Raw genomic sequence first — 21,625 nt, 5'->3', positions numbered from 1 at the left:
TTCTACGTCCTGGCGCCACTGCCCTACGACTACAAGGCCCTGGCGCCGGTGATCTCCGAGGAGCTGCTCCGACTGCACCACGACAAGCATCACGCGGCCTACGTGAACGGTGCGAACGCCATCCTGCAGAAGCTGGACAAGGCAAGGAAAGAGAACGTTGATTTGGATATGAAGGCCACCTTGAAGGAGTTCTCCTTCCACTTCGGAGGGAATCTGCTGCACGAGCGATTCTGGCAGAACATGGCTCCGACCGGCCAAGGGGGCGGCAGGCCCGGTGGCAAGACCGGGGACATCATCGAGAAGGAGTTCGGCTCCTTCGATCGCTTCAAGAAGGAGTTCTCCATGGCCGCCAACAGCACGGAAGGCTCCGGCTGGGCGGCGCTGGGCTTCTGCAAGCACACCAACCGTCCGATATTGTTCCAGATCGAGAAGCACAACGCGAACGTCAATCCGATGATGAGCATCCTCCTGGTGCTCGATGTCTGGGAGCATGCCTACTACTTAGATTACAAGAACGACCGCGGCAAGTTCGTGGAGAACTGGTGGAGCCTGGTCAACTGGGAAGTGGTGGAGAAGCGCCTTCCCATCTGAGCTTGGGCCGTAGCAAGAGAGCGGCCGGTTCGGGGCTAACCCCGTTATCTTTCATCCTTCTTTCCTTTCTTCAGCTGCAGCATATTTCCCGATCTGATGAGAGGTGCTCTTCTCTACTTCCTTCTGCGCCAGATGACCAAACCGATCGCCGCCACTGCCAAAGCGCCCAAGGTCACCAGGAGCCACGGCCCCAGAGGTCCGTCGGGGCTCAGGGGGTTGGTATCCACCGTGATCTCGTAGCTGGCGATGGCGGAGTTGCCGGCGACGTCCGTTGAGCGCAAGGAAACCGTGTGCTTTCCGTCTCCCAGGTTCTTGATCTCCAGATCCTTTTCGTCGGGAGCGACGACCGCATACTCCTTGCCATCAACGCTCACCTTCACCTGGAAGAGCGAAGAGACCTGGTCGGCGCTCGTCCAAGCCACTCGCAAGGAACCTGAAGTGGAGTGCTTGGCATTGTCGACCGATAGCTCCAGGCTGGGGGCCGAGCTGTCGATGTGGAAGGAGAGGGCGTTGGTCGTCTCCACGTTCCCCGCCTGGTCCATGGCTCGATACTCGAGCTCGTGATCTCCTTCGGACGCCACTCCTACCACACTAAGGAAGGTGAGCCACTCCCCTCCATCCACTCGATAGTCCAGTTGGAGGATCCCGCTTACTGAGTCGGAAGCTGAAAGGTTGATCGACACCTCTCCCAGATACCATTGCTCGCTGCCCATCGGCCCGGTCAGGGTGTTCGAGCTCTGAGGCTTCCCGGTGTCTATGCGGAACAATATGGACCTCGTCGTCTCCAGGTTCCCCGCCTGGTCCTGGGCGTAGTAGTTCATCGTGTGTTCGCCTGGCGATGAGACCGTCAGGGGTTGGGAGTAGTTGGCGAGAGGTCCATCATCCAGACTATATGTTGTGTTCAACAGGCCACTGGAAATGTCGGCGCTTTGTAGCTGCAATACCACCGCGCTCACATACCAACCTGCCAGCCCTTCCGACCCCGAGGCAAGAGCGCTCGACGTTGGTGTCTGAGTGTCGATCTTGATGCTCAGGCTCTGAACGCTCTCTTGATTGCCCGCCCGGTCATCGGACCGGAATCGAAGCGTGTGCGAGCCCTCGTTCTGTAATAGGATCGTGCCTGAGACGTCCGACCAGATGCCATTATCAAGTGAGTACTGACAGCGCAGCACGCCGCTCATCGAATCCGAAGGCACGAGGGTGACGTTGACCTCCGAGACGTACCAGGAATTGTTGCCCTCGACACCCTCCAGCGAGAAGGAGGTCTCAGGCGAAGTGAGGTCGAGCTTGAAGTCCATTTCCTCGACGGATGATGGGTTCCCGGCCACGTCCACGGCGTAGCAGCGGATGGAGTGCGGACCGTCGGAAGAGACGGTCAACCCTTCAGAATACTCGAACCACGTGCCGTTGTCGATGCTCGCGAAGGAATGCGCCAGGCCACTTACAAGATCGCTGGCGTCCATGGTGAACGATGCCGAGGATATCATCCAACCCTGTTCTCCTGTGGAACCGAGCAATTCTAGGCTCAAGATGGGAGGCGTGGCATCGATCCGGAATGTCAAATTGAGATGAGAGGCCGAGTTGCCTGCCATGTCGACGGCGTAGAACTCCACCTCGTGCCCTCCGTCCCCGCTAACATCGAACGGCAGAGAGTACGTGAGCCAGGAGCCGTTATCGATACGGTACAGGGTGAAGTTCACGCCGCTCTGCGTATCAGTCGACTGCAACGTCACATTCACGGTCCGGTTGAACCATCCTCCCTGGCCGTCGCCGGTGGCGGTCGCGGTGCTCTGCGGCGCCACCAGGTCGATGCGCAGCGACAGGCTGTCGACGTCCTCGGCGTTGCCAGCGACGTCGACGGCGTTCCATTCGACGGTATGCTGCCCTTCCTCGCCGATCGTGATATTCGACGAGTATAGCTGCCAAGGACCGCCGTCCACCCTGCAATTGATAGACGCGATGCCGCTAGGCGTATCGGAAGCGGTCAGGTTGACCACCACCACCGAAACGCACCAATCCCCGAGGCCTTTCGTTCCATAGATCGTCATCAGCGTCGTCGGCTCGATGCGGTCGACCTTGACCTCCACCTCCTTCGTCGTCTCTGTGTTGCTGTCGTAGTCCACTGAGTAGTAGTAGACGGTGCTGGTGCCTTCCGAGGATATGGCGAAAGGCACGGAATACGTCTGCCAGCCTCCGGAATCGATCTGGTACTTGGTGTACTGGACACCGTTCCCTACGTCGGAGGCGGTGAGGGTGACGGTGACCGAGGACTTGAACCACCCTCCGTTGCCAGCGGTGCCCGCGAGCTGCACCTCGGTGACGGGGGGCGTATTGTCCGGTACCTTGGAGACGATCTTGATGGCCTCGGAGGGAACGAAGAGCGATCGACCGCTGGAACCGAAGAGCCAGGAGACCTCGGCCCGTCCGTCCGCCTGTGCATCCGTTACCTGCGTGGAGCTGAATGAAGCGATATCGTTGCCGTCGTCCCAGACCGGGCTGCCCGAGGAGGACGTAGCCGAGGCGATGTGGGCCCCGGACGACTCGTTCCGGAAGGCGAAGATGAGATAGAAGTTGCCTGCCGTGGCGGGCACTGTGACGTCGATGCTCACCGTCAGCTGCGAGCTGCCGTCGGGCAGATCCGCGCTGATCGTCCAATAGTTGGATGCGTGTGAGCCCCAGCTGGTCGTCCCGATCAGGGGGATGTTGGAGGCAGAGGGCCAGTAGTTCTTGTACCTGAGGACCACCGTGCCGGTGAGATGCGTTCCGGCGTTGACCGTCATGTCCTTGTCGCTCGCTCCCAAACCGCTGAACGATCCCGATCCCGAGAACAATGACAGACTGCTAACCTCTCCCAGATCAATATTGTCCAGTGTGGTCTGCACCGACAGGGAGTAGGTATTGGTATCTGCATTGACACCATGTATCAGGACGTAGTAGTCGCCTTCTACGAGCACAGAGGAGCTCACGGTCTCGAACTCACTCGTGCCTTGAGAGGAATCCAGGAGCGTCGTGCCGTCGGTGTCATAGAGGAAGAGATCCAGGTTCCCGTCCGCGGCCACGAAGCTGATGTTCGCGTAGACGACCTGGCCGGGGACCACGTGCACCTTGAACCAATCGTCGTCGTAGCATACCAATCCAAGATAAGTGCCCGGTGACAGTATTTTGGCCGTGCTGTAGACGTCATTCTCCTCGTAGCCGTCGTCCGGGGGCAGCATGCGCAGCCTGTCCACGTAGCCGGCATCCTCGCCGACGCTGTTGGCGCTGTCCTTGGCATAGGACCAGCGGATGGTGTGCGCGCCTGCCGTCAGAGCGACCACCTGTTGCCTCCAATCCACCGAACCGGAGATCGATGCCTTCTTGATTCCATCCAGGTAGACGTTAAGGTAATCCTTGCTGGCCTCGGAGGAGACCCGCCAATAGAAGCCCACCGCGCCCGGTCCGGTGACGGTGGTGGAAATGCTGGATTCGTCGGAATTGGCCGTATCGCCAGATTGCAGGGCATCTCCATCATAGATCGATCGGTGATCGACACCGACCCACTTGGAAAGCGACGTGGAAGTGTAGGTATGCCCGCTCGTGTCCAGACCCTCGTCATAGCCTATCTGCGCATGGTAGGGAAAGCTGACCGTGACCGTGTCCGGTGTCGTCCTCGGCACGTCCGAGGATTGCGGAGAGACCTGGGTGGCCGCTCCTGAGACATAGGAGGGTTCGTACATCTCCACCCTGAAGGATGAGATGACCCCGCTGGCGGAAGTGGCCAGGTACTTCAAGAAGAAGGAGGTGGTGCCTAGGTTGTAGGTAGAATTGAAATCTGTGATATCCAGGCACATGAAGGCCGGCTGGCGGTGAGCGGAGTTGGAATCACTAGAGAACAGGGGAGAGCGCTGATCGGCCGGAGTGGTGGGACTACCAATGCCCAAAGTGAAACCGTTGTTGCGGCTTGGCTGGGCGTTGAAGTGCCAGACAGCCAGAAGTCGCGGGTTGTAGTCGACGCGATCCTCAATGTAGCAGAGCCCGGCCGCGCCGCCGATCTCTTTCAATGCCTTGTAGGTGAACCAGTAGTAGCCGTGGTCAGTGTAGCCGTCGCTCGTGCCCCAAGAGTTGACCACTCGGAACGCGCCGACGTCGCCGTCCTCGGAGATGCTGTCATTGTAGCCCACGATGGTCTGGGCGTGGTTCGTATCGCCTCCCAGGTACTCGGCAGCAGAAACGATATTGTTGTCGGTGAGGCCAGTATCAAAAGCGTTCCACACATTGAAAGCGAACGTTACCGGCTTGTCCGAGGAAACGAGGTCTTTGATTTGGTTGATGGTTAAGTCCCCGGAATAGGAGATGGAAACGGTGCTTGAGGCCCGGTGCAACGGCGCCTCCCGGAAGGCTGCCGGACTGCCCCAATTCAAGAGATCGTGGTCGTTGTAGGGCATGGCCTGCATGGACGGAACGCCCCAATCGACGATGATGTCCATGTTCTCATCCATCCACGAACCATGGTCTACACCACCGTTGACCCGATTGTAGGTCCAGGCGGGACTGACGAGATGTGCGGTGTTACCGGTCTTCGCGTCCGTCCAGCCCTGGTCCTTGGCCTCGGTATATCCGTAGCTGTAGTAGGTCGCGGCCCAGGCGGAGCAGGAACCCTGGCCTCCCTGATTGCCGACCGCTGGGAAGTAGGGCTGGGTGGAAAGGTCGTAGGAGGCCGGCGCCGTCGGACCTTGAGGAAGCGATTCGAGGATCAGGGAGCTACCGACCATGCGATCCCAAGCTTCCTGTGTAGGCGGGGCTAGACCGGTGCCGAACCCTCCCTGAATGACGTTGTAGTCTCGCCCGGGTTCCCGGACACCGATCATCTCCTTCATCAGCTCGATGTCGGATGCGGTGGCATAGTGAAATCTTGCGCCAGAAGCGGTGGAAAAGCTAACCCCGGGAGCGATGCCCAAGCTCGATCCAGATTCCACCGAAGCTCCGTCAATGCCTTGGGCGTTCGCTAGGCCAGCTATCAAAGGGACCACGAACAGCAGCAACGTTCCGAAGGCTACGAGCTTCTTCAGCGTTTTTCCTCCATGATATCTATGGATAGGTTGCCCGACCCATCTGCTTAAGATGGATATTTGCCTTTCCCAGCAATTATCCAAAGGTGACGAGGCATCTCGGAATCATTTGTCTTTGAGATCGTGGGAGGAGTATCCCCCTTGGGGCGGCTGCTCCTCCGTCGCCTTCGGCAGATGACCGTTCTTCTGCTTTTGGTCCTAGGGTTTCATCCTTTCCGCGGTGAAATGTAGACCACCTTTTCTCCGGTGCCAAATGAACGGTGCGATTCCTTGTGGCCATCTGATGAAAAGGCTAGACTTGAGCGGCCGAGTACTTGGACCACTTCGTCTCCAGGTCCGGTTCCTTCAGCACTCGCATCACGTAGTCGGCGAGCTCGGCGCCGGTAGCCCCGTTGGAGCGACCAGTGACCACCTTTTGCCTTTCGAACTGAGTGCATATGTCCAAAGCGTGCTCCAGCCTCCTCGATCTCTCCGTGAGACCAATGTGGTTGAGCAGCATGGCCGCCGCCTTGATGATGCTGGACGGGTCCGCATACTCCGCCCTTCCTTCCTCCACCATGCGCGGCGCCGAGCCATGAATCGCCTCGAACATAGCATGCCTGGTGCCGATGTTGGCGCTGCCTGCCGTGCCCACGCCGCCCTGGATCTGCGCCGCCTCGTCCGTGATGATATCCCCATACAGATTCGGAAGCACCATCACCCGGAACTCCTTCCTTCTCGCTGTATCAAGGAGCTTCGCCGTCATGATGTCGATGAACCAATCATCCCATTTGATGCCGGGGTAATCCTTACCCACCTTCTCCGCCATGGCGAGGAACTTGCCGTCGGTGGCCTTGACGACGTTCGCCTTCGTGACCACCGTCACCTTTGAGATCTTATTCTTCTTCGCGTGCTCGAACGCCAGTCGGATTATGCGCTCCGAGCCTGGGGAAGTGGCGACGCAGAAATCGAACGCCAGTTCCTTGGTGACGTCGATCCCTTTGCTTCCAAGGATGTAGGAGCCTTCCGTGTTCTCCCGGAAGAAGATCCAATCGATGCCTTCACGGGGAACGCGCACCGGTCGAACGTTCGCGAACAGGTCCAGCTCGCGGCGCATGGCCACGTTGGCGCTCTCGATGTTCGGCCACTTGTCCCCTTTCTTGGGCGTGGTGGTCGGGCCCTTGAGGATGACGTCGCATTTCCTTAGCTCGACCAGCACATCGTCAGGAATGGCCTTGAGCGCCTTGACCCGGTCCTCGATGGTCAGCCCCCGGATCTCGCGCAGCTCCACCTTCCCCGCCTTGATCTCCTCGGCCAACATGAAACGGAGGACGCTCTCCGCGTGCCTGCAGATGTAGGGACCGATCCCATCCCCGCCCACTATACCGATGATGATCCTATCCTTTTTGGAGAGATCGACCCAGCCCTCCTCCTTCTTCATCCTTTCCACGCGTTCGAGCTGTTCTTCCACGAGCTGCCCGAAGTGCTCCTTCGCGCGTTCGATCGTCGCTCGGTCGACCATGTTCTCCACCTTATGGAAATCGCTCACTCCAGATTGAAACCGCCGTGCTTCTTGAAATGCTCCGCCAGCCCGCCGTCGTTGAGGATCTTGACCATCACCGGAGGCAAGGGGGTCGCTTTCAGCCTGGTGTCCTTGGTCACGCTGTGCACGAAACCCCTCTCCAGGTCGATGCGCAGCTCGTCCTCCTCATCGATATCGTCGGTGTCACATTCTATGACTGGAAGACCGATATTGATGCAGTTGCGGTAGAAGATGCGCGCGAAGGACTTGGCTATGACCGCGTTGATTCCCGCGGCCCTGATCACCAGCGGCGCTTGTTCGCGGGACGAGCCCATGCCGAAGTTCTCCCCCGCCACGATGAAATCACCGTCCTCTATCTCATCGTAGAAGCCGGGACGGAGGTCCTCCATCAGATGCTTGGCCATGTCGTTCATGTCCAGCGACTTGAATTTGTACTTTCCCGCGATGATATAGTCCGTGTTCACGTTGTCCCCGAACTTGTGCGCCCGGCCGAAGAGGTCTTTCATTCCAGCACCTCCCTCGGGTCGGCTATGAACCCTTTGATGGCCGAGTAGGCAGCGGTGGCAGGCGAGCAAAGGAAGATAGAGGCTTTTGTGTTGCCCATGCGCCCCTTGAAGTTGCGATTGGCTGTCGATAGAACGACCTCATCGTCCGAGGGAATGCCGTTGCATGTGCCGACGCACGGTCCGCAGGAAGGAGTGGTGACGGCCGCTCCTGCCTTCACCAGCTTTTGCAGCGCGCCGCATTCCATGGCCGCCATCATGACTTCCCGAGACGCGGGAGCGACTATCAAGCGGACACCTTTCGCCACCTTGTTCTTGTTAAGGATGCTGGCGGCGATCATCAGGTCCTCGATGCGACCGTTGGTGCACGTTCCTATGTACACCTGGTCGATCTCCTTCCCCAGCACCTTCTCGATCTGGACTACGTTATCCACGTCGGGCGGGCAGGCGATCTGAGGGGAGAGCTTGGATACGTTCTCCTTGATGACCTTCTCGTACTTCGCGTCGTCATCTGCGTCCACGCCCTGGAAACGGCGCTTGGCGCGGCCCTCCAGATACGCCTCGACCTTCTGGTCGCAGCGCATCATTCCCGCTTTGGCTCCGGTCTCCACGGCCAGATTGGAGATGGTCATCCTCGCTTCCACGGAGAGCGAGTCGATGACCTCGCCACATATCTCCAAGGCTTTGTAGGTGGCGCCGTTCGCTGTTAGCTTGGCGCACATCCGCAGCGCGATGTCCTTGGAGTAGACGCCCTTGGGCAGCGAGCCGTCGTACTGCGTCTTGATGGTCGAAGGCACCTTCATCCAGGTCTTGCCAGAGATGAGCGCGGCCGCCAGATCGGTCGAGCCCACCCCGGTGGAGAAGGCGTTCAATGCGCCGTAGGTGGTGGTGTGCGAGTCCGCGCCGATGATGAGGCTGCCCGGAAGAGCCTGGCCCGATTCAGGGATGAGAACGTGGCATACCCCTTCGCCCACATCGAAGAGCCTCACCCCTTGCTCCGAGGCGAACTCCCGCATCTCCTTATGAATGTTAGATACCGATTCCAGAGGCGAGGGCGCGTTGTGATCGATGACGATGGCGTACCGGGAGGGATCGAATATCGCCTCTCCGTTCATCTCCTTGAACGCCTTGATCGTGAGCGGCGTGGTGCCGTCCTGGCTCATCATGAAGTCCACCGGGACCACCACGATGTCCCCGGCGTGCAGCTCCTTCCCCGCGTGGTTGGTGAGTATGTTCTCTGCGATGGTTCCCATGCCTTCACCTTCACTCCAATCTCTGCGCCTCATCCTTCCAATCTTGATAGAGGTAAACGAGCTCCTTCTCCGTCAAAGCGCGCTTGAGGGCGATGGAGCTGGAACGCACCATCTCCAGTATCTTGCCCGCAGCATCGTCGTCGACCTCGAAGCCATGCTTGGCCAGAATGCTTTTTACCGTGTGACGGCCGGAATGCTTGCCGATGGAGATGCGCCTTTCCAATCCCACGGACTCGGGCGAGAACGCCTCGTAGTTGGAGGCGCACTTGAGTACGCCATCAGCATGGATCCCGGCCTCGTGCACGAAGCAGTTCGAACCGACGATGGGCTTCCATTCCGGTATCACGCGTCCCGAGGCGCGAGCGACGTACTCGGCGATCTCCCGGAAGCGGGCCGTCTCCACACCCGTCTCCAGGTTTAGGACGTACTTGGACGCCATGACCACCTCCTCTAGAGGGGAATTGCCGGTGCGCTCGCCGATGCCCATGATGGTGGTGCTGAGGAACGTGGCTCCGGCCTGGACGCCTGCGATGGCGTTGGCGGTCGCCATGCCGAAATCGTTGTGGGTGTGCATCTCAATCGGAACGTCGACCGTGTCGATGATGTCCTTGATGATCTTGTAGGTGCGCAGCGGCTCCATGATCCCCAGGGTGTCGCAGTAACGCACTCGGTCCGCTCCCGCCTCCTTGGCGGTGCGGGCGAACAGGATAAGGAAATCGCGATCCGCTCTGGATGCGTCCTCCGCGTTGCAGGAGACGTACAGGCCATGCGCCTTGGCGTACTCGATGGCCTCGGTGATCCTCTGCAGCACCCATTCGCGGGACTTCATGAGCTTGTGCTCGATGTGGATGTCCGAAGAGGACATGGAGACCGCCACGGAATCAACATCGCAATCGATGCTGTGGGCGATGTCCTCGAGCGAAGCACGATTCCAGCCTAGCACGGATGCGCTCAGGCCAAGCTTGGCGATCTCCTTGATCACTCTCTTCTCATCCCCGCCCATGGCCGGTATGCCCGCTTCTATCTGGGGCACCCCGATCTCATCCAGCATGCGGGCGATGCGCACCTTCTCGATGTTGGCAAAGACGATCCCGGCCGCCTGCTCTCCATCCCTCAGGGTGGTGTCGCAGACGTTCACTGGGTTCTTGCTCAGCTTGGCAAGGATCTTCTGGCTGTCCTTCATCTCCGCTCCCATTCCTCTTCTTGTCTTCGGACGCGTTCTCGGGGCTCCAGCAGTAGACCGGGGCCGAGGACGCCGTTGTCGCAGACCATCCAGATATATACTCGGTCCGACCCGTGCCAGACACTTGCACGGGCAGTGAGTCGGAAAACCGACAGGTCGCCGACGATGTAGCGCCCAAGCCTGGTCCATGGGGCCTAGACGGAAGATGATGCAAGGTATGCTACTAAAGTATTTCGCAGTCGGAATGGCACATGGGCAGGGAGTGGCCAGAACGATCGACCACTAAGCGCCGATCCTGAACCTCAACAGGGCCGCAATTCCTCCAAGCGCATCCAGCTTCTTCCCTGCTTCGTGGTGCTCGCTGACCACCATAATCGAGCCTCGGGCCGCCTCCACGGACTTCAGCAGAGGATCGAGGTCCTTCTCCCTGAGCAGGGGCTCGAGGACCAGGAGCGTGATTATCGCCCCGGCCATGGCGGCCTCCTGCACTTCCTTTGGGCCGTAGGCAACCGGTCCCCCTTTGGCGATCTCCTCCAGGACCTTCTCCACCTCGTTCGTCTCCTGCGCCACCCGGGAGCCTTCGAGCACCTCCGCTCCGATGCCCTTCTTCATGAGCTCATGGATGCCGGCCATTCCCGCCTGGCCGGTGTGGTAGAGAAAAGCCTTCTTGAACAGCTCCGATTCCTTCTCCTTCCCTCTGGACAACAGGTACTCCTTGGCGAACCCCGGGCCGAGGATAACGATGGGCACGCCCTCGCTGGCGACCTGCTTGACCTTCTCCAAGACCTCGCCGAGGAAATTGCTGTCCTCTTTCTGCTCGTACATCTTTCCGCCCGAAGGACCGTGGATGGTAGCTAGGTTCTGAATGCCGTACTGCCTCAGGACCGCGATGGTAGCCTCGTCGTTCTCGATGGCCACGAAGACGATGGTGGGGCGTTTGGAGTCCTCCACCGCCCTTTTCACCCGCTCGAGCGTCGCCGGCCTCCATTCCGATTTGATGACCGATATCGAGTCGCCCTCCTCGAGGTTCAGGGTGTGATGTGATCCCAGGTCCTGCGGCCCCTGTTCTATGACCCCGGTGATGCGAAGGCGTGAATCGAACTCGTGAAACTCCACCTTCTCCACCCTGATGCCCAGGAACACGCGCTTCTTCTCTCCCCGCTCCGAGCGAACCTTGTCGGACTTCTGCTCCTCCCGTCGGAAGGTGACGGCCAGCACCAGGTCACCTATATCGATGATGTTGTAGAGGTGCCAGAGATCGTCCATGTTGTCGATCTGGAACTTGATCTCCCCGGTTCGGGTGTCCTGGTGCAAGAGGCGCATTTCGATTCGGATGAGCATGCGCCTATCGTTATTTGATTTTTCGGTCTGTCCCAATCGCATCCAGATGGTCGCATGAGATCGAGGTCCGACGCGCCTGTCCTCGTTCGGACATTTCCGCTCGACATCTGTTTTCTCGCCTGCAAGAAGGGTTAAGTACCCCGTGCCTATTCCATCGGACCTGAATGTCGAAGTGCTTCCTCGTGCTCGAAGATGGGACGATTGTGGAGGGCACGGGATTTGGTTCGGAGCACACCGTTTTCGGCGAGGTCGTTTTCAATACCGGGATGGCGGGATACCAAGAGAGCCTTACCGATCCTTCCTACCGAGGGCAGATACTCATGATGGCGTATCCGCTCATAGGCAACTATGGCGTCAACCACCTCGACTACGAGTCGAACCGGGTGCAGGTCTCAGGCTACGTGGTGAGGGAGAAGTGCCTGGAACCGAGCGGCATGTACGGCGGGGACAAGCTCGACCACTTCCTCAAGAAGGGAAATGTGCCAGGCATCTCGGAGCTGGACACCCGGTCCCTCATCATCAAGATACGCGAACAGGGAACTCCCCGAGGAGCGATCTGCTTCGAGGAGGACTTGGACAAGGTGCTGAAGAAAGTGCAGAGCATGCCCTTCCCCTCCGAATCGAACCTGGTGGAGGAGGTGAGCACCAAGGAGGTCCTGCACTATCAACAGGAGGGCGCGAAGGAGGTCGTGCTCATCGACTGCGGCACCAAGTCGAACATCATCCGCGAACTGCGCAAGCGGTTCTCGCTGACGGTCGTTCCTTATGACACAGAACCTTCCTTCTTCCGTGATAACGAGGTCGATGGCGTGGTGCTCTCCAACGGGCCAGGCGACCCAGCTCATCCGATCATCCAAGAGACCACGGTAAGGACGCTCAAGGCGATCAAGGAGGACTATCCGATCATGGGCGTGTGCTTCGGCAACCAGCTCATCGCCCGTGCCTTCGGCGGTTCGACCTACAAGCTCAAGTTCGGACATCGAGGGGTGAACCAGCCAGTGAAGTACAAGGGAAGGGTGTACATCACCTCTCAGAATCACGGCTTCGCGGTCGACCCCAAGACCTTGCCCAGCGAGCTCGAGGTCAGCATGACCAACGTGAACGATGGCACGGTGGAAGGGCTCAAGCACAAGGAGCTGCCGATATTCTCCGCCCAATATCATCCGGAAGCGTCCCCCGGTCCCAAGGACACCTCGTTCCTCTTCGACGAGTTCGCCCGCCTGCTGGAGGTGAGGAGATGAGCCCCCCACCCCAAGGAGCCAAGCTCATGGTCATCGGGTCCGGACCCATCGTCATCGGCCAGGCGGCGGAGTTCGATTTCTCCGGTTCTCAAGCCTGTCGTTCTCTGAGAGAGGAAGGCTACCAGACGGTCCTGGTCAATTCCAACCCGGCCACCATTCAGACCGACCTGAGCACCGCGGACATTGTGTACGTGGAGCCTTTGGACGTGGAGACCATCACCGAGATCATCGCCAAGGAGAAGGTGTACGGCATCCTCTCCGGCATGGGCGGGCAGACGGCCCTGAACCTGTGCTCTGAGCTGGCGGACCAAGGCATCCTGGATAGATTGGATGTCAGGCTCCTGGGCACGCAGCCGGAGGCCATAGCCCTCTCCGAGGACCGGGAGCTTTTCAAGCAGACCATGATCAAGATCGGCGAGCCGATACCGAAGAGCAAGGCCGTGCACTCCATCGAGGAGGCGAAGGAGGCCGTTAGAGAGATCGGCGCATACCCCGTGCTCATCCGCCCCGGCTACACGCTCGGAGGAACGGGCGGTGGCATCGCCCATGACGAAGAGGAATTGGAGGAGATCTGCGGTCGCGGGCTGATCTACTCCCGCATACGCCAGGTGCTCATCGAGGAGAGCGTGCTCGGCTGGAAGGAGTATGAGTACGAGGTCATGCGGGACAGGAAAGACAACTGCGTCATCATCTGCAACATGGAGAACCTAGACCCCATGGGCGTGCATACTGGCGAGAGCATAGTCATCGCGCCTTCGCAGACGCTGAACGACGTCGATCACCAGCGGCTGAGAAGCGCCTCCATCAAGATCATCCGCGCCCTGAAGATCGAGGGCGGCTGCAATGTGCAGTTCGCCCTCCATCCTGAGACCCGCGAATACCGCGTCATCGAGGTCAATCCGAGGGTCTCGCGATCCTCCGCTCTGGCCTCGAAGGCGACCGGCTATCCCATCGCCCGGGTGGCGGCCAAGATCGCCGTCGGCAAGACCCTGGACGAGATCCCGAACCGCATCACCGGCAAGACCTACGCCGCCTTCGAGCCCACGCTCGACTACGTGGTCCTCAAGATACCTCGTTGGCCGTTCGACAAATTCCGCACCGTCGACAAACGCCTCGGCACCCAGATGAAATCCACCGGCGAGGTGATGGCCATCGGCCGCACCATCGAGGAATCGATCATGAAGGCGGTCCGCTCGCTGGAGATCGACAAGATGGACCTGGAGGCCGAGCAGTGGAACGAGGCGGAGCTGGAAGAGGAGCTCAGAACGCCCACGGACAAGCGGCTGTTCGCCATAGCGGAGGCGGTGCGGCGGAAAATGAGCATGGAGCACATCGCCGGCCTCACGAAATGGGACCCCTTCTTCCTGCTCAAGATCAAGAACATCGTGGACATGGAACGAGCGCTCCGGGAATCGACCAGCCTGGACCTCAAGCTGCTGCGCGCCGCCAAAAGAATGGGCTTTCCCGATGAGACCATCGCCGCCCTGACCAAAGTGCCGCCCGACCATGTGCGCGGAGGCAGAATCATCGCTGGCATCTTGCCCACGTACAAGATGGTGGACACCTGCGCCGCCGAGTTCGAGGCGGAGACGCCCTACTTCTATTCCACCTACGAGTCGAGCTGCGAGGCCAAGCCCTCCAAGAATAGGAAGGTGGTCATCGTCGGCGCAGGACCGATACGCATCGGGCAAGGGATCGAGTTCGATTACTGCTGCGTGCATGGCGTGATGGCGCTCCAGGAGGAGGGCGTGGACGCCATCGTCATCAACAACAACCCGGAGACCGTCTCCACCGACTATGACATCTCCGACCGGCTGTACTTCGAACCGCTGACCCTGGAGGACGTCCTCAACGTCATCGAGAAGGAGGACGCGGACGGCGTCATCGTGCAATACGGGGGGCAGACCTCCGTAAACCTGGCGGTGCCGCTGGAGGAAGCGCTCAAGGGACACAAGTGCAAGGTCCTAGGCACCAGCCCGGACATGATTGATGTGGCCGAGGACCGCAAGCGCTGGACGACGCTCATGAACGAGCTCGGAATCCGACAACCGCAATCAGGCACGGGATTCTCCGCCGACGACGTCAAGGCGGTCGCCTCGAGAATCGGTTATCCTGTGTTATTGCGCCCTTCGTACGTGCTCGGGGGCAGGGGCATGGAGATCGTCTACAACGAGGAGGAACTGCTGACCTACGTGTCCACGGCGGTCAAGGTCTCCAAGAACCATCCGGTGCTCATCGACAAGTACCTCTCCCACGCCATCGAGATGGACGTGGATGTCGTGGCCGACGGCCAGGACATCTTCATCGGGGGCATCATGGAGCACATCGAGGAGGCGGGCGTGCATTCGGGCGATGCCACCATGGTCCTGCCCCCGCAGACGATCTCCAAGGAGATGATCCAGAGGATCATCGATATCACGGACAAGACCGCCCACGCGCTCCAGGTCGTAGGCCTGATGAATCTGCAGTTGGCCATCAAGGACAACGAGGTCTACATGCTGGAGGCGAACCCCAGGGCATCTCGCACCGTGCCTTTCGTCTCCAAGGCCATTGGCATTCCGCTGGCCAAGGTGGCCACCAAGGTCATGCTGGGCAGATCGCTCAAAGAGCAGGGCCTGGTCGGCATGGCCAGATTCGAGAGCGTGGCCGTCAAAGCAAGCGTGTTCCCGTTCCTCAAGCTGCCGGGAGTGGACTCCATCCTCGGCCCGGAGATGAAGTCCACCGGCGAGGTCATGGGCATTGACCGCGATTACGCGGCAGCGGTCTACAAGGCCCTCAAGGCCGCAGGCCAGAAGCTGCCTTTGAAGGGGAGCGTCTATATGACCATCGCGGAGGCGGACAAACCTGCCATCTTGCCGGTCGCCAAGCACCTGCGGTCGCTGGGCTTCAGGATCTATGCCACCAAGGGAACATCCACATTCCTGCGCAACAACGGACTGGAGACGACCACGGTCTACACCATCCGGGAGAAGCTGCAGCCTGATGCGCTGGGCCTCATGCGACGGGGCGAGATCGACCTCATCATCAACACCCCCACCAACAACTCCGGCGCTCGACGAGACGGGTACATGATGCGCCGCCTGGCCGTGGAACTGCAGATACCGTTCATCACCACCGTGCAGGGAGCGAAGGTCACCACCGAAGCGATCCAGAGGGCCAGGGAGGGCAACCTGAGCGTGCAGGACCTGCAATACTATCATGACCTCAACTCTCAGGTTCGCTGAGCTCGGCCGTTCTTCATTGCCAGATAGATGCCCAGCAATACCAGGCCTCCTCCGACGAAGATGAGGGCGGAGGGGAATTCCACGAAGAGCACGGCGGCCATGATGGAAGCCAGGAGAGCCTCTCCCAGCTGGATGACGCTCACCCTGGGCGCGATGATCCATTTCAAGGAGTAATTGTAGAGCGTGTAGCCGAGCACCGCCGGCACCAAGGCCATTCCTAGGAAGATGAGCAGCTCCCGCTCGGAATAGGGCCAGAGGGGCACTCCCCCACCGATGCAGATGCCTATCAGCGTCAGGGCGCAGACGAAGTTCACGATGAGCACGAAGGCGAAGATGCCGATGCGCCGTCTCATGAAGCGGGTCAGGATGATGTAGACCGCCTCCATGCCCGCCCCCAATATCGCCAGGACATCGCCGAGGAGGTTGTTGCTGCCCATGTCGGCGATGGAGATGGCGCAGATGCCCAGTACACCCACTACCGCCCCGGCGGTGGTGTACTTTGAGCCTTCATGGAGGGTGGCGAAGGCCAGGATGACCACGATGATGGGGTGGGCGTTGATGAGGATGGTCGCACTGGCCACAGAGGTCATCTTCACCGCGCTGACGAAGAAGAGGAAATGGAGGGCGAAGACACAGCCCGCGGCCAGAAGGAAGAGTAGATCGCGCCGCTGCAGCGAGGCGATCTCCTTGCGTGACCGGATCAAGGCCAAGGGCGCGATGATGAGCGAGGCCAGGAGCATGCGGTAGGCCGCTATCGCCGGTGCCGGGGCTTCGGAATAACGGATGAGGATGGAAGAGAAGGAGAAGCAGATGACGCCGGCCACCAGCGCCATGTAGGCCTTGCGCATCTCGGCCGCCACGTCCACACCTAGTGAATGATCACGCTCTTGACTCCCCGACAGGCCTTGATGTCCGGGATGAGCTCGGGGGGCACGGCGGAACCTGTGATGACGTAGAGCCTCGGCTCAGAGCTCAACTCCGGGTCCGAGACGATGGCCTGACGGATGCTTATGCCCGCCTTGGCTATGACCCCAGTGACGTCGGCGATGATGCCCGGTATCTGGGCGTTCACCGGCACGATCTCTATGGCAGACCAGCCCATCACCGGGGCGACGTCCCGGAGAAGAGCGGTCGGTCGCAGGCGGCCGAAGACTCTCATCAGCTCCTCGCTGTCCTGGATCGTCTCCACCGTGGCTCGAACGATACGCCTATCCACGCCAGCAGCTCGACCGACAGCGATGTCCGCCAGCTTGATCTCGCCGCAGTAGATGTCGCCGCTGTCGATGCGCAGCCCTAACTCCAGCAGCATGCGCGCTACCCGACCTTGAGAGGGATATCGACCGAAGTGCTTCGATAGTGAGCTCCACATGCATCGGATGATTGTGCGCGGAAGCATTTAGCGTTTCCCTTCTACCGCTCTCCTTCGCCGCCACTACGAAACGCGCATCACCTCCTCGGAAGAAGACCGGGGAAATGCATCCTGCCTCTGGCTGCGAAACTCGTGGCTAACCCATGCTGCAAAAGGATTATATGCATGTTAGCATTAGACACGGGCTGATTGAGATGTCACTGGGCACGCTAGGCAAGGCCGTGAGAATGGAACGCATGATGGATCGCAGTACCGGCAGGGCGGTCATCGTCCCTATGGACCACGGGATGTCCATGGGTCCGGTCGAGGGGCTGATCGACCTCCGGGGCACGATCGATAAAGTATCCCAGGGAGGAGCGACCGCCATCGTCCTGCACAAGGGAGCGGTGCCCTATAGCCACCGTGCGTATGGTCGAGACATCGGGCTCATCGTTCACCTTTCCGCTTCCACCAACCTGTGCCCGGACCCGAACAAGAAGGTCCTGGTGACGACGGTCGAGGAAGCGATCAAGCTGGGAGCGGACGGGGTATCGGTGCACGTGAACCTGGGAGCGGACTATGAGCCAGAGATGCTGCGTGACCTGGGCTACGTGGCCAAGCGCTGTGCAGAGTGGGGCATGCCCTTCCTGGTCATGATCTATCCCCGGGGCAAGGACATCAAGGACTCCTACGACCCGGACATGGTCAAGCTGTGCGCCCGGGTGGCGACGGAGATGGGGGCGGACATCGTCAAGACCAACTACACCGGGGATATCGACAGCTTCCGCGAGGTGACCAGAGGCGCTCTCGCCCCGGTGGTCATCGCCGGTGGTCCGAAGATGGACTCGGACGAGCGCATCCTGCAGATGGTCAAGGATTCCATTGAGGCAGGAGGGAAGGGGGTATCTATCGGCCGCAACGTCTTCCAGCACCACAACATCGTGGGTATCACCCGCGCCATCTCGGGCATCGTCCTCCATGACCTGGAGGTCGAGGAAGCGATCAAGTTCTTGCAGTGATGCCATGAGCGGCAAGGAGAGAGGGAAGCTCATCTGGATCAGGGCGGACCATCTGCCAAGCTACGAGGAGCGCAAGCACCTCGTGGCCACCGCTCTGGAGTCTGGCTACGTGGAGATCATCATCAGAGAAGAGGATAAGGAGCTGACCCGCCTTGGTCGCTACGACGCCCTGGTGAGGAAGGGGGATTCCCTCTTCCTGGATCAGAGGAAGGTGGCGCAATGGGTGGAAGTCCGCTCGCCGGCGGATGTGGACAAGGCCGCTTCGTTCAAAGACAAGGTGGATGCGGTGGTCATCTCCGCCCAGGATTGGAAGGTCATTCCTCTAGAGAATCTCATCGCCGATCTGCAGCGGTCCAGGACCAAGGTCCTGGCCGTCGCCACCAGCGTCCAGGAGGCCAAGCTGTTCCTGGAGACTCTGGAAGTGGGGGTGGACGGTCTCGTGCTAGAGGCGGATACGCCATCCCAGCTCAAAGAATATCATCTGCTCGCCTCCAGACCATTGCCCAAGATCGATCTCGTCCCGGCGAAGGTGACGAGGATCTTGCCGCTGGCCATAGGCGACCGTGTCTGCTTGGACACCTGCTCGCTGATGAAGGTGGGCGAGGGCATGCTGATCGGTTCGCAGTCCGCCTGTCTATTCCTGGTATGCTCTGAGAGCGTGGAGAGCGAATATGTGGCCGCCCGGCCGTTCCGCGTGAACGCGGGTGCGGTCCACGCCTACGTCCTCACGCCCGACGGCAAGACCAAGTACCTCTCAGAGATGAGGAGCGGGGAGGAGGCCTTGGCGACCGATGCTCAAGGCAACAGCCGCGCGGTGGTCATCGGGAGAAGCAAGACCGAGCGCCGACCGCTGCTGCTGCTCGAGGCGCAGGTCGCAGAGCGCAGGTTCAGCACCATATTGCAGAACGCGGAGACTATCCGGCTGTGCACGCCCAGCGGTCCCGTCTCCATCTCCGACCTCAAGGTGGGCCAAGAGGTCTTGGTCCGGCTGGAGGAAGGGGGAAGGCACTTCGGGCGAGCGATAACGGAGACGATCACCGAGACATGACGCGCATCTGCGTTTCCATCAACGAGCTGACGCTTGGGTCGGCGCTCGCAGCGGCCAGGTCCGCGGTCGAGAAGGGAGCGGAACTGATAGAGGTGCGCTTCGACCTGATGGACGAGCTGCCTACGGAGCTGTCGGAGTTCACGTCCATCGACGTTCCCAAGATCGCCACCCTGCGCGCCTCGGCCCAGGGAGGGAAGTACACCGGCAGCGAAGCTGACCGGACAGCCTTCCTGCGAAAGGCCATCCAGGTTGGATTCAAGTACATCGATCTGGAGGACGATTCCGAGCTGCTCTTCAAGGCGTACGAGACGTTCGAGGGAGCGAGCATCATCGCTTCCCACCACGATCTGGAACGAACGCCGTCCGCATCGAGCATGGTGGAAACGCTGGTGAAGGAGGTGGCGCGAGCGGACGTGGCCAAAGCGGCCTACATGGTCAGCTCCGTCAGTGATGTGCTGAACCTCGTGCAAGCCGGCAAGACCTTTTCCGCCGCGGGCAGGGAGTTCGCGCTCATGGGCATGGGACCGATGGGGGAGATCACTCGCGTCTGCGCCGATCGCATGGGATGTGCCCTCGCCTACGCGGCATTAGAACCAGGCAAGGAAGCGGCCCCGGGCCAGCTGGACCTGATGACGATGAAGCGCCTGATGGGCGAAAAGGTGGTGGTGGGAGTGGTGGGCGCGTCGCTTTCGCACTCGCGCTCGGCGCTCATGCACAATGCCGCTTTCGAGCATCTGTCGGTACCGGGACGCTACTTCAAACTGGAGACGAGGCTGGATGAGCTGGAGACGCTTATCGAACTGGCCCTGGAACTGGAGATGCGAGGCTTCAACGTCACAATCCCCTACAAAGAAACGATCATCCCTCTGCTGGACTCATTGGATGAAGTGGCCAAGAAGGTCAAGGCGGTGAACACCGTCGTCATCGAGAACGACGAGCTGAGAGGCACCAACACCGACGTCTACGGCGTGGCCAAGACCCTGGAGCTGGCCAAGGTCGAAATCAAAGGAAGGAAGGCGCTGGTGGTGGGTGCAGGTGGAGCTTCCAGAGCCTGTTGCGCCGCTTTGTCGGAGGGTGGCGCTTCCGTCCACATCACCAATCGCACCATGAGCCGGGCAGCGACCCTGGCCAAGGAATTCCAGGCGCAGACGATGGAACTGGACCAGGCCCCGAAAATGCACTTCGACATCTTGATGAACTGCACCCCCTTGGGGATGACCGGATATCCAGAGGCGCTGTCGATCGGCGCAGAGATCTTCCGGCCCGGACAGTTCGTCGTGGACGCCATCTACAATCCCCCTCGCACCAAGTTCTTGGAAGAGGCGGAAAAGAGAGGAGCGAACACCCGAAACGGCGAGCAGATGCTGGTGCACCAGGCAGCCAAGGCCTTCGAACTCTGGACTGGGAAGGAAGCTCCAGTGGACGTGATGATGGCGGCGCTCAGGAGGTCGCTCTCTTGAAGGGAGTGGCGATCGCGCACGGGGCGGCGACGGTCATCAACGCCATCGCCACGGGGAAGGGAGCGGCCTTCGGCATCGGTCTGGAGACCAAGGCCACGGTGGAGCTCAACTCCTCGGGCAAGGTGGTGGCGGAGCTGCACGGCCTGAAGGACGAGGATGACATGCTCGCCAGGCTATGTATCCGAAGCGTCCTGGACCGGCACGCTCCTAACCGGGGTCTGGGCGCCAAGGTGATCACTTCATCGGAGATACCAGTGTCTCGAGGATTGAAGAGCAGTAGTGCCGCGGCGAACGCCATGATCATGGCAACGCTGCAAGCACTGGATGTCGAGATGGATACCGTGGAGGCGGTGCGCTTGGGCACGAGGTGCGCCATCGAGGCCGGGGTCTCCGTGACTGGAGCTTTCGACGATGCCTGCGCTTCCATGCTCGGTGGCCTGGTGGTCACGGACAACCACTGCGATCAGATCGTCAAGCGCACGGCCATGCCTGAGGACCTGCGAGTCATCATCCATGTGCCACATTCACAGATACGCAAGAGCGGCCTGCCCTTGGAACGCATGCGCCTCCTGTCCCCCATAATCGACATCGCTTACCAGAAAGTGCTGGTGGGCAGGTGGCCGGAGGCCATGATCATCAACTCCCTGGCCTATTCGGCAGCACTCTCGCTGGACCCAAGGATGACGGTGGATGCCATGCAGCAAGGCGCGGTGGCCGCAGGACTGTCTGGAACGGGACCGGCCACGGCCATCCTGGTCAAGGAGCGCCGAGTGAAGGCGGTCGTCGAGGCCCTAGGGGGAAAGGATTTCATCCTGGCGGACATCTACAACGGTGAGGAATAGGA

15 protein-coding genes are annotated in these 21,625 nt (G+C 60.2%); 7 read left to right on the top strand and 8 right to left on the bottom strand.

What is annotated here, in order from left to right; translation table 11 throughout:
• On the top strand, positions 1 to 591 hold a 591-nt coding region (locus NT137_08800; protein ID MCX6653430.1), incomplete at its 5' end, for a superoxide dismutase.
• A 113-nt stretch (positions 592 to 704) separates the two neighbouring features.
• On the opposite strand, the gene NT137_08795 is transcribed toward NT137_08800, so the two are convergent.
• The 6 genes from NT137_08795 to NT137_08770 all read right to left on the bottom strand — a co-directional run bounded on the left by NT137_08795 (position 705) and on the right by NT137_08770 (position 11,423).
• Positions 705 to 5,612 carry a hypothetical protein gene (locus NT137_08795; GenBank protein ID MCX6653429.1) on the bottom strand — a complete coding sequence of 1,636 codons (4,908 nt, stop codon included), beginning with the start codon at positions 5,610 to 5,612 and terminating at the stop codon, positions 705 to 707.
• A 319-nt stretch (positions 5,613 to 5,931) separates the two neighbouring features.
• Positions 5,932 to 7,167 (bottom strand): isocitrate/isopropylmalate family dehydrogenase, encoded by a 1,236-nt coding sequence (locus NT137_08790; protein MCX6653428.1) that lies wholly within the window; start codon positions 7,165 to 7,167, stop codon positions 5,932 to 5,934.
• Positions 7,164 to 7,667, bottom strand: a complete 504-nt coding sequence (locus NT137_08785; protein MCX6653427.1) for a 3-isopropylmalate dehydratase — start codon at positions 7,665 to 7,667, stop codon at positions 7,164 to 7,166. Before NT137_08785 ends, NT137_08790 begins: the two co-directional genes overlap by 4 nt.
• Positions 7,664 to 8,917, bottom strand: coding sequence for a 3-isopropylmalate dehydratase large subunit (locus tag NT137_08780; protein ID MCX6653426.1), 1,254 nt, complete (start codon positions 8,915 to 8,917; stop codon positions 7,664 to 7,666). Before NT137_08780 ends, NT137_08785 begins: the two co-directional genes overlap by 4 nt.
• A gap of 10 nt (positions 8,918 to 8,927) precedes the next feature.
• Positions 8,928 to 10,112 carry a homocitrate synthase gene (gene nifV, locus NT137_08775; GenBank protein MCX6653425.1) on the bottom strand — a complete coding sequence of 395 codons (1,185 nt, stop codon included), beginning with the start codon at positions 10,110 to 10,112 and terminating at the stop codon, positions 8,928 to 8,930.
• Between the two features lie 270 nt (positions 10,113 to 10,382).
• A complete protein-coding gene (locus NT137_08770; GenBank protein MCX6653424.1) occupies positions 10,383 to 11,423 on the bottom strand; it encodes an mRNA surveillance protein pelota in 1,041 nt (346 codons plus the stop codon).
• Between the two features lie 200 nt (positions 11,424 to 11,623).
• Here NT137_08770 and carA point away from each other — a divergent pair, with 200 nt between their 5' ends.
• Both carA and carB read left to right on the top strand, forming a co-directional pair.
• Positions 11,624 to 12,682, top strand: coding sequence for a glutamine-hydrolyzing carbamoyl-phosphate synthase small subunit (gene carA / locus NT137_08765; GenBank protein MCX6653423.1), 1,059 nt, complete (start codon positions 11,624 to 11,626; stop codon positions 12,680 to 12,682).
• Entirely contained in the window at positions 12,679 to 15,906 is a 3,228-nt protein-coding gene (gene carB, locus NT137_08760) for a carbamoyl-phosphate synthase large subunit (GenBank protein ID MCX6653422.1), read from the top strand. Before carA ends, carB begins: the two co-directional genes overlap by 4 nt.
• Here carB and NT137_08755 read toward each other — a convergent pair.
• Positions 15,894 to 16,766 (bottom strand): DMT family transporter, encoded by an 873-nt coding sequence (locus NT137_08755; GenBank protein ID MCX6653421.1) that lies wholly within the window; start codon positions 16,764 to 16,766, stop codon positions 15,894 to 15,896. The two genes, carB and NT137_08755, sit on opposite strands and share 13 nt — an antisense overlap.
• A gap of 8 nt (positions 16,767 to 16,774) precedes the next feature.
• Positions 16,775 to 17,302, bottom strand: coding sequence for an ACT domain-containing protein (locus NT137_08750; protein MCX6653420.1), 528 nt, complete (start codon positions 17,300 to 17,302; stop codon positions 16,775 to 16,777).
• A 167-nt stretch (positions 17,303 to 17,469) separates the two neighbouring features.
• Here NT137_08750 and NT137_08745 point away from each other — a divergent pair, with 167 nt between their 5' ends.
• The 4 genes from NT137_08745 to NT137_08730 are packed head-to-tail and all read left to right on the top strand — an operon-like array spanning position 17,470 to position 21,623.
• Positions 17,470 to 18,273, top strand: coding sequence for a 2-amino-3,7-dideoxy-D-threo-hept-6-ulosonate synthase (locus NT137_08745; GenBank protein ID MCX6653419.1), 804 nt, complete (start codon positions 17,470 to 17,472; stop codon positions 18,271 to 18,273).
• 4 nt (positions 18,274 to 18,277) lie between these two features.
• Positions 18,278 to 19,321, top strand: coding sequence for a 3-dehydroquinate synthase II (locus NT137_08740; GenBank protein ID MCX6653418.1), 1,044 nt, complete (start codon positions 18,278 to 18,280; stop codon positions 19,319 to 19,321).
• Positions 19,318 to 20,781: a shikimate dehydrogenase gene (gene aroE, locus NT137_08735; GenBank protein MCX6653417.1), complete on the top strand. Its 1,464-nt coding sequence runs from the start codon at positions 19,318 to 19,320 to the stop codon at positions 20,779 to 20,781. Before NT137_08740 ends, aroE begins: the two co-directional genes overlap by 4 nt.
• 5 nt (positions 20,782 to 20,786) lie before the next feature.
• Positions 20,787 to 21,623 (top strand): shikimate kinase, encoded by an 837-nt coding sequence (locus tag NT137_08730; GenBank protein ID MCX6653416.1) that lies wholly within the window; start codon positions 20,787 to 20,789, stop codon positions 21,621 to 21,623.
• The last annotated feature ends 2 nt before the right edge of the window (positions 21,624 to 21,625 follow it).

The organism is Methanomassiliicoccales archaeon, from assembly GCA_026394375.1.
GTDB lineage: Archaea > Thermoplasmatota > Thermoplasmata > Methanomassiliicoccales > UBA472 > JAJRAL01.
Note: the sequence above shows the minus strand (reverse complement) of the source record. Positions and strands in the feature narration are given on the sequence as shown.

Bases quoted from the DNA above. Each gene is read 5' to 3' on its own strand.
- NT137_08750 (MCX6653420.1), bottom strand. From the start codon at position 17,302: ATGCTTCCGCGCACAATCATCCGATGCATGTGGAGCTCACTATCGAAG.
- NT137_08740 (MCX6653418.1), top strand. From the start codon at position 18,278: ATGAGCGGCAAGGAGAGAGGGAAGCTCATCTGGATCAGGGCGGACCAT.
- NT137_08780 (MCX6653426.1), bottom strand. From the start codon at position 8,917: ATGGGAACCATCGCAGAGAACATACTCACCAACCACGCGGGGAAGGAG.
- NT137_08770 (MCX6653424.1), bottom strand. From the start codon at position 11,423: ATGCGCCTCTTGCACCAGGACACCCGAACCGGGGAGATCAAGTTCCAG.
- NT137_08785 (MCX6653427.1), bottom strand. From the start codon at position 7,667: ATGAAAGACCTCTTCGGCCGGGCGCACAAGTTCGGGGACAACGTGAAC.
- NT137_08745 (MCX6653419.1), top strand. From the start codon at position 17,470: ATGTCACTGGGCACGCTAGGCAAGGCCGTGAGAATGGAACGCATGATG.
- nifV (MCX6653425.1), bottom strand. From the start codon at position 10,112: ATGGGAGCGGAGATGAAGGACAGCCAGAAGATCCTTGCCAAGCTGAGC.
- carB (MCX6653422.1), top strand. From the start codon at position 12,679: ATGAGCCCCCCACCCCAAGGAGCCAAGCTCATGGTCATCGGGTCCGGA.
- aroE (MCX6653417.1), top strand. From the start codon at position 19,318: ATGACGCGCATCTGCGTTTCCATCAACGAGCTGACGCTTGGGTCGGCG.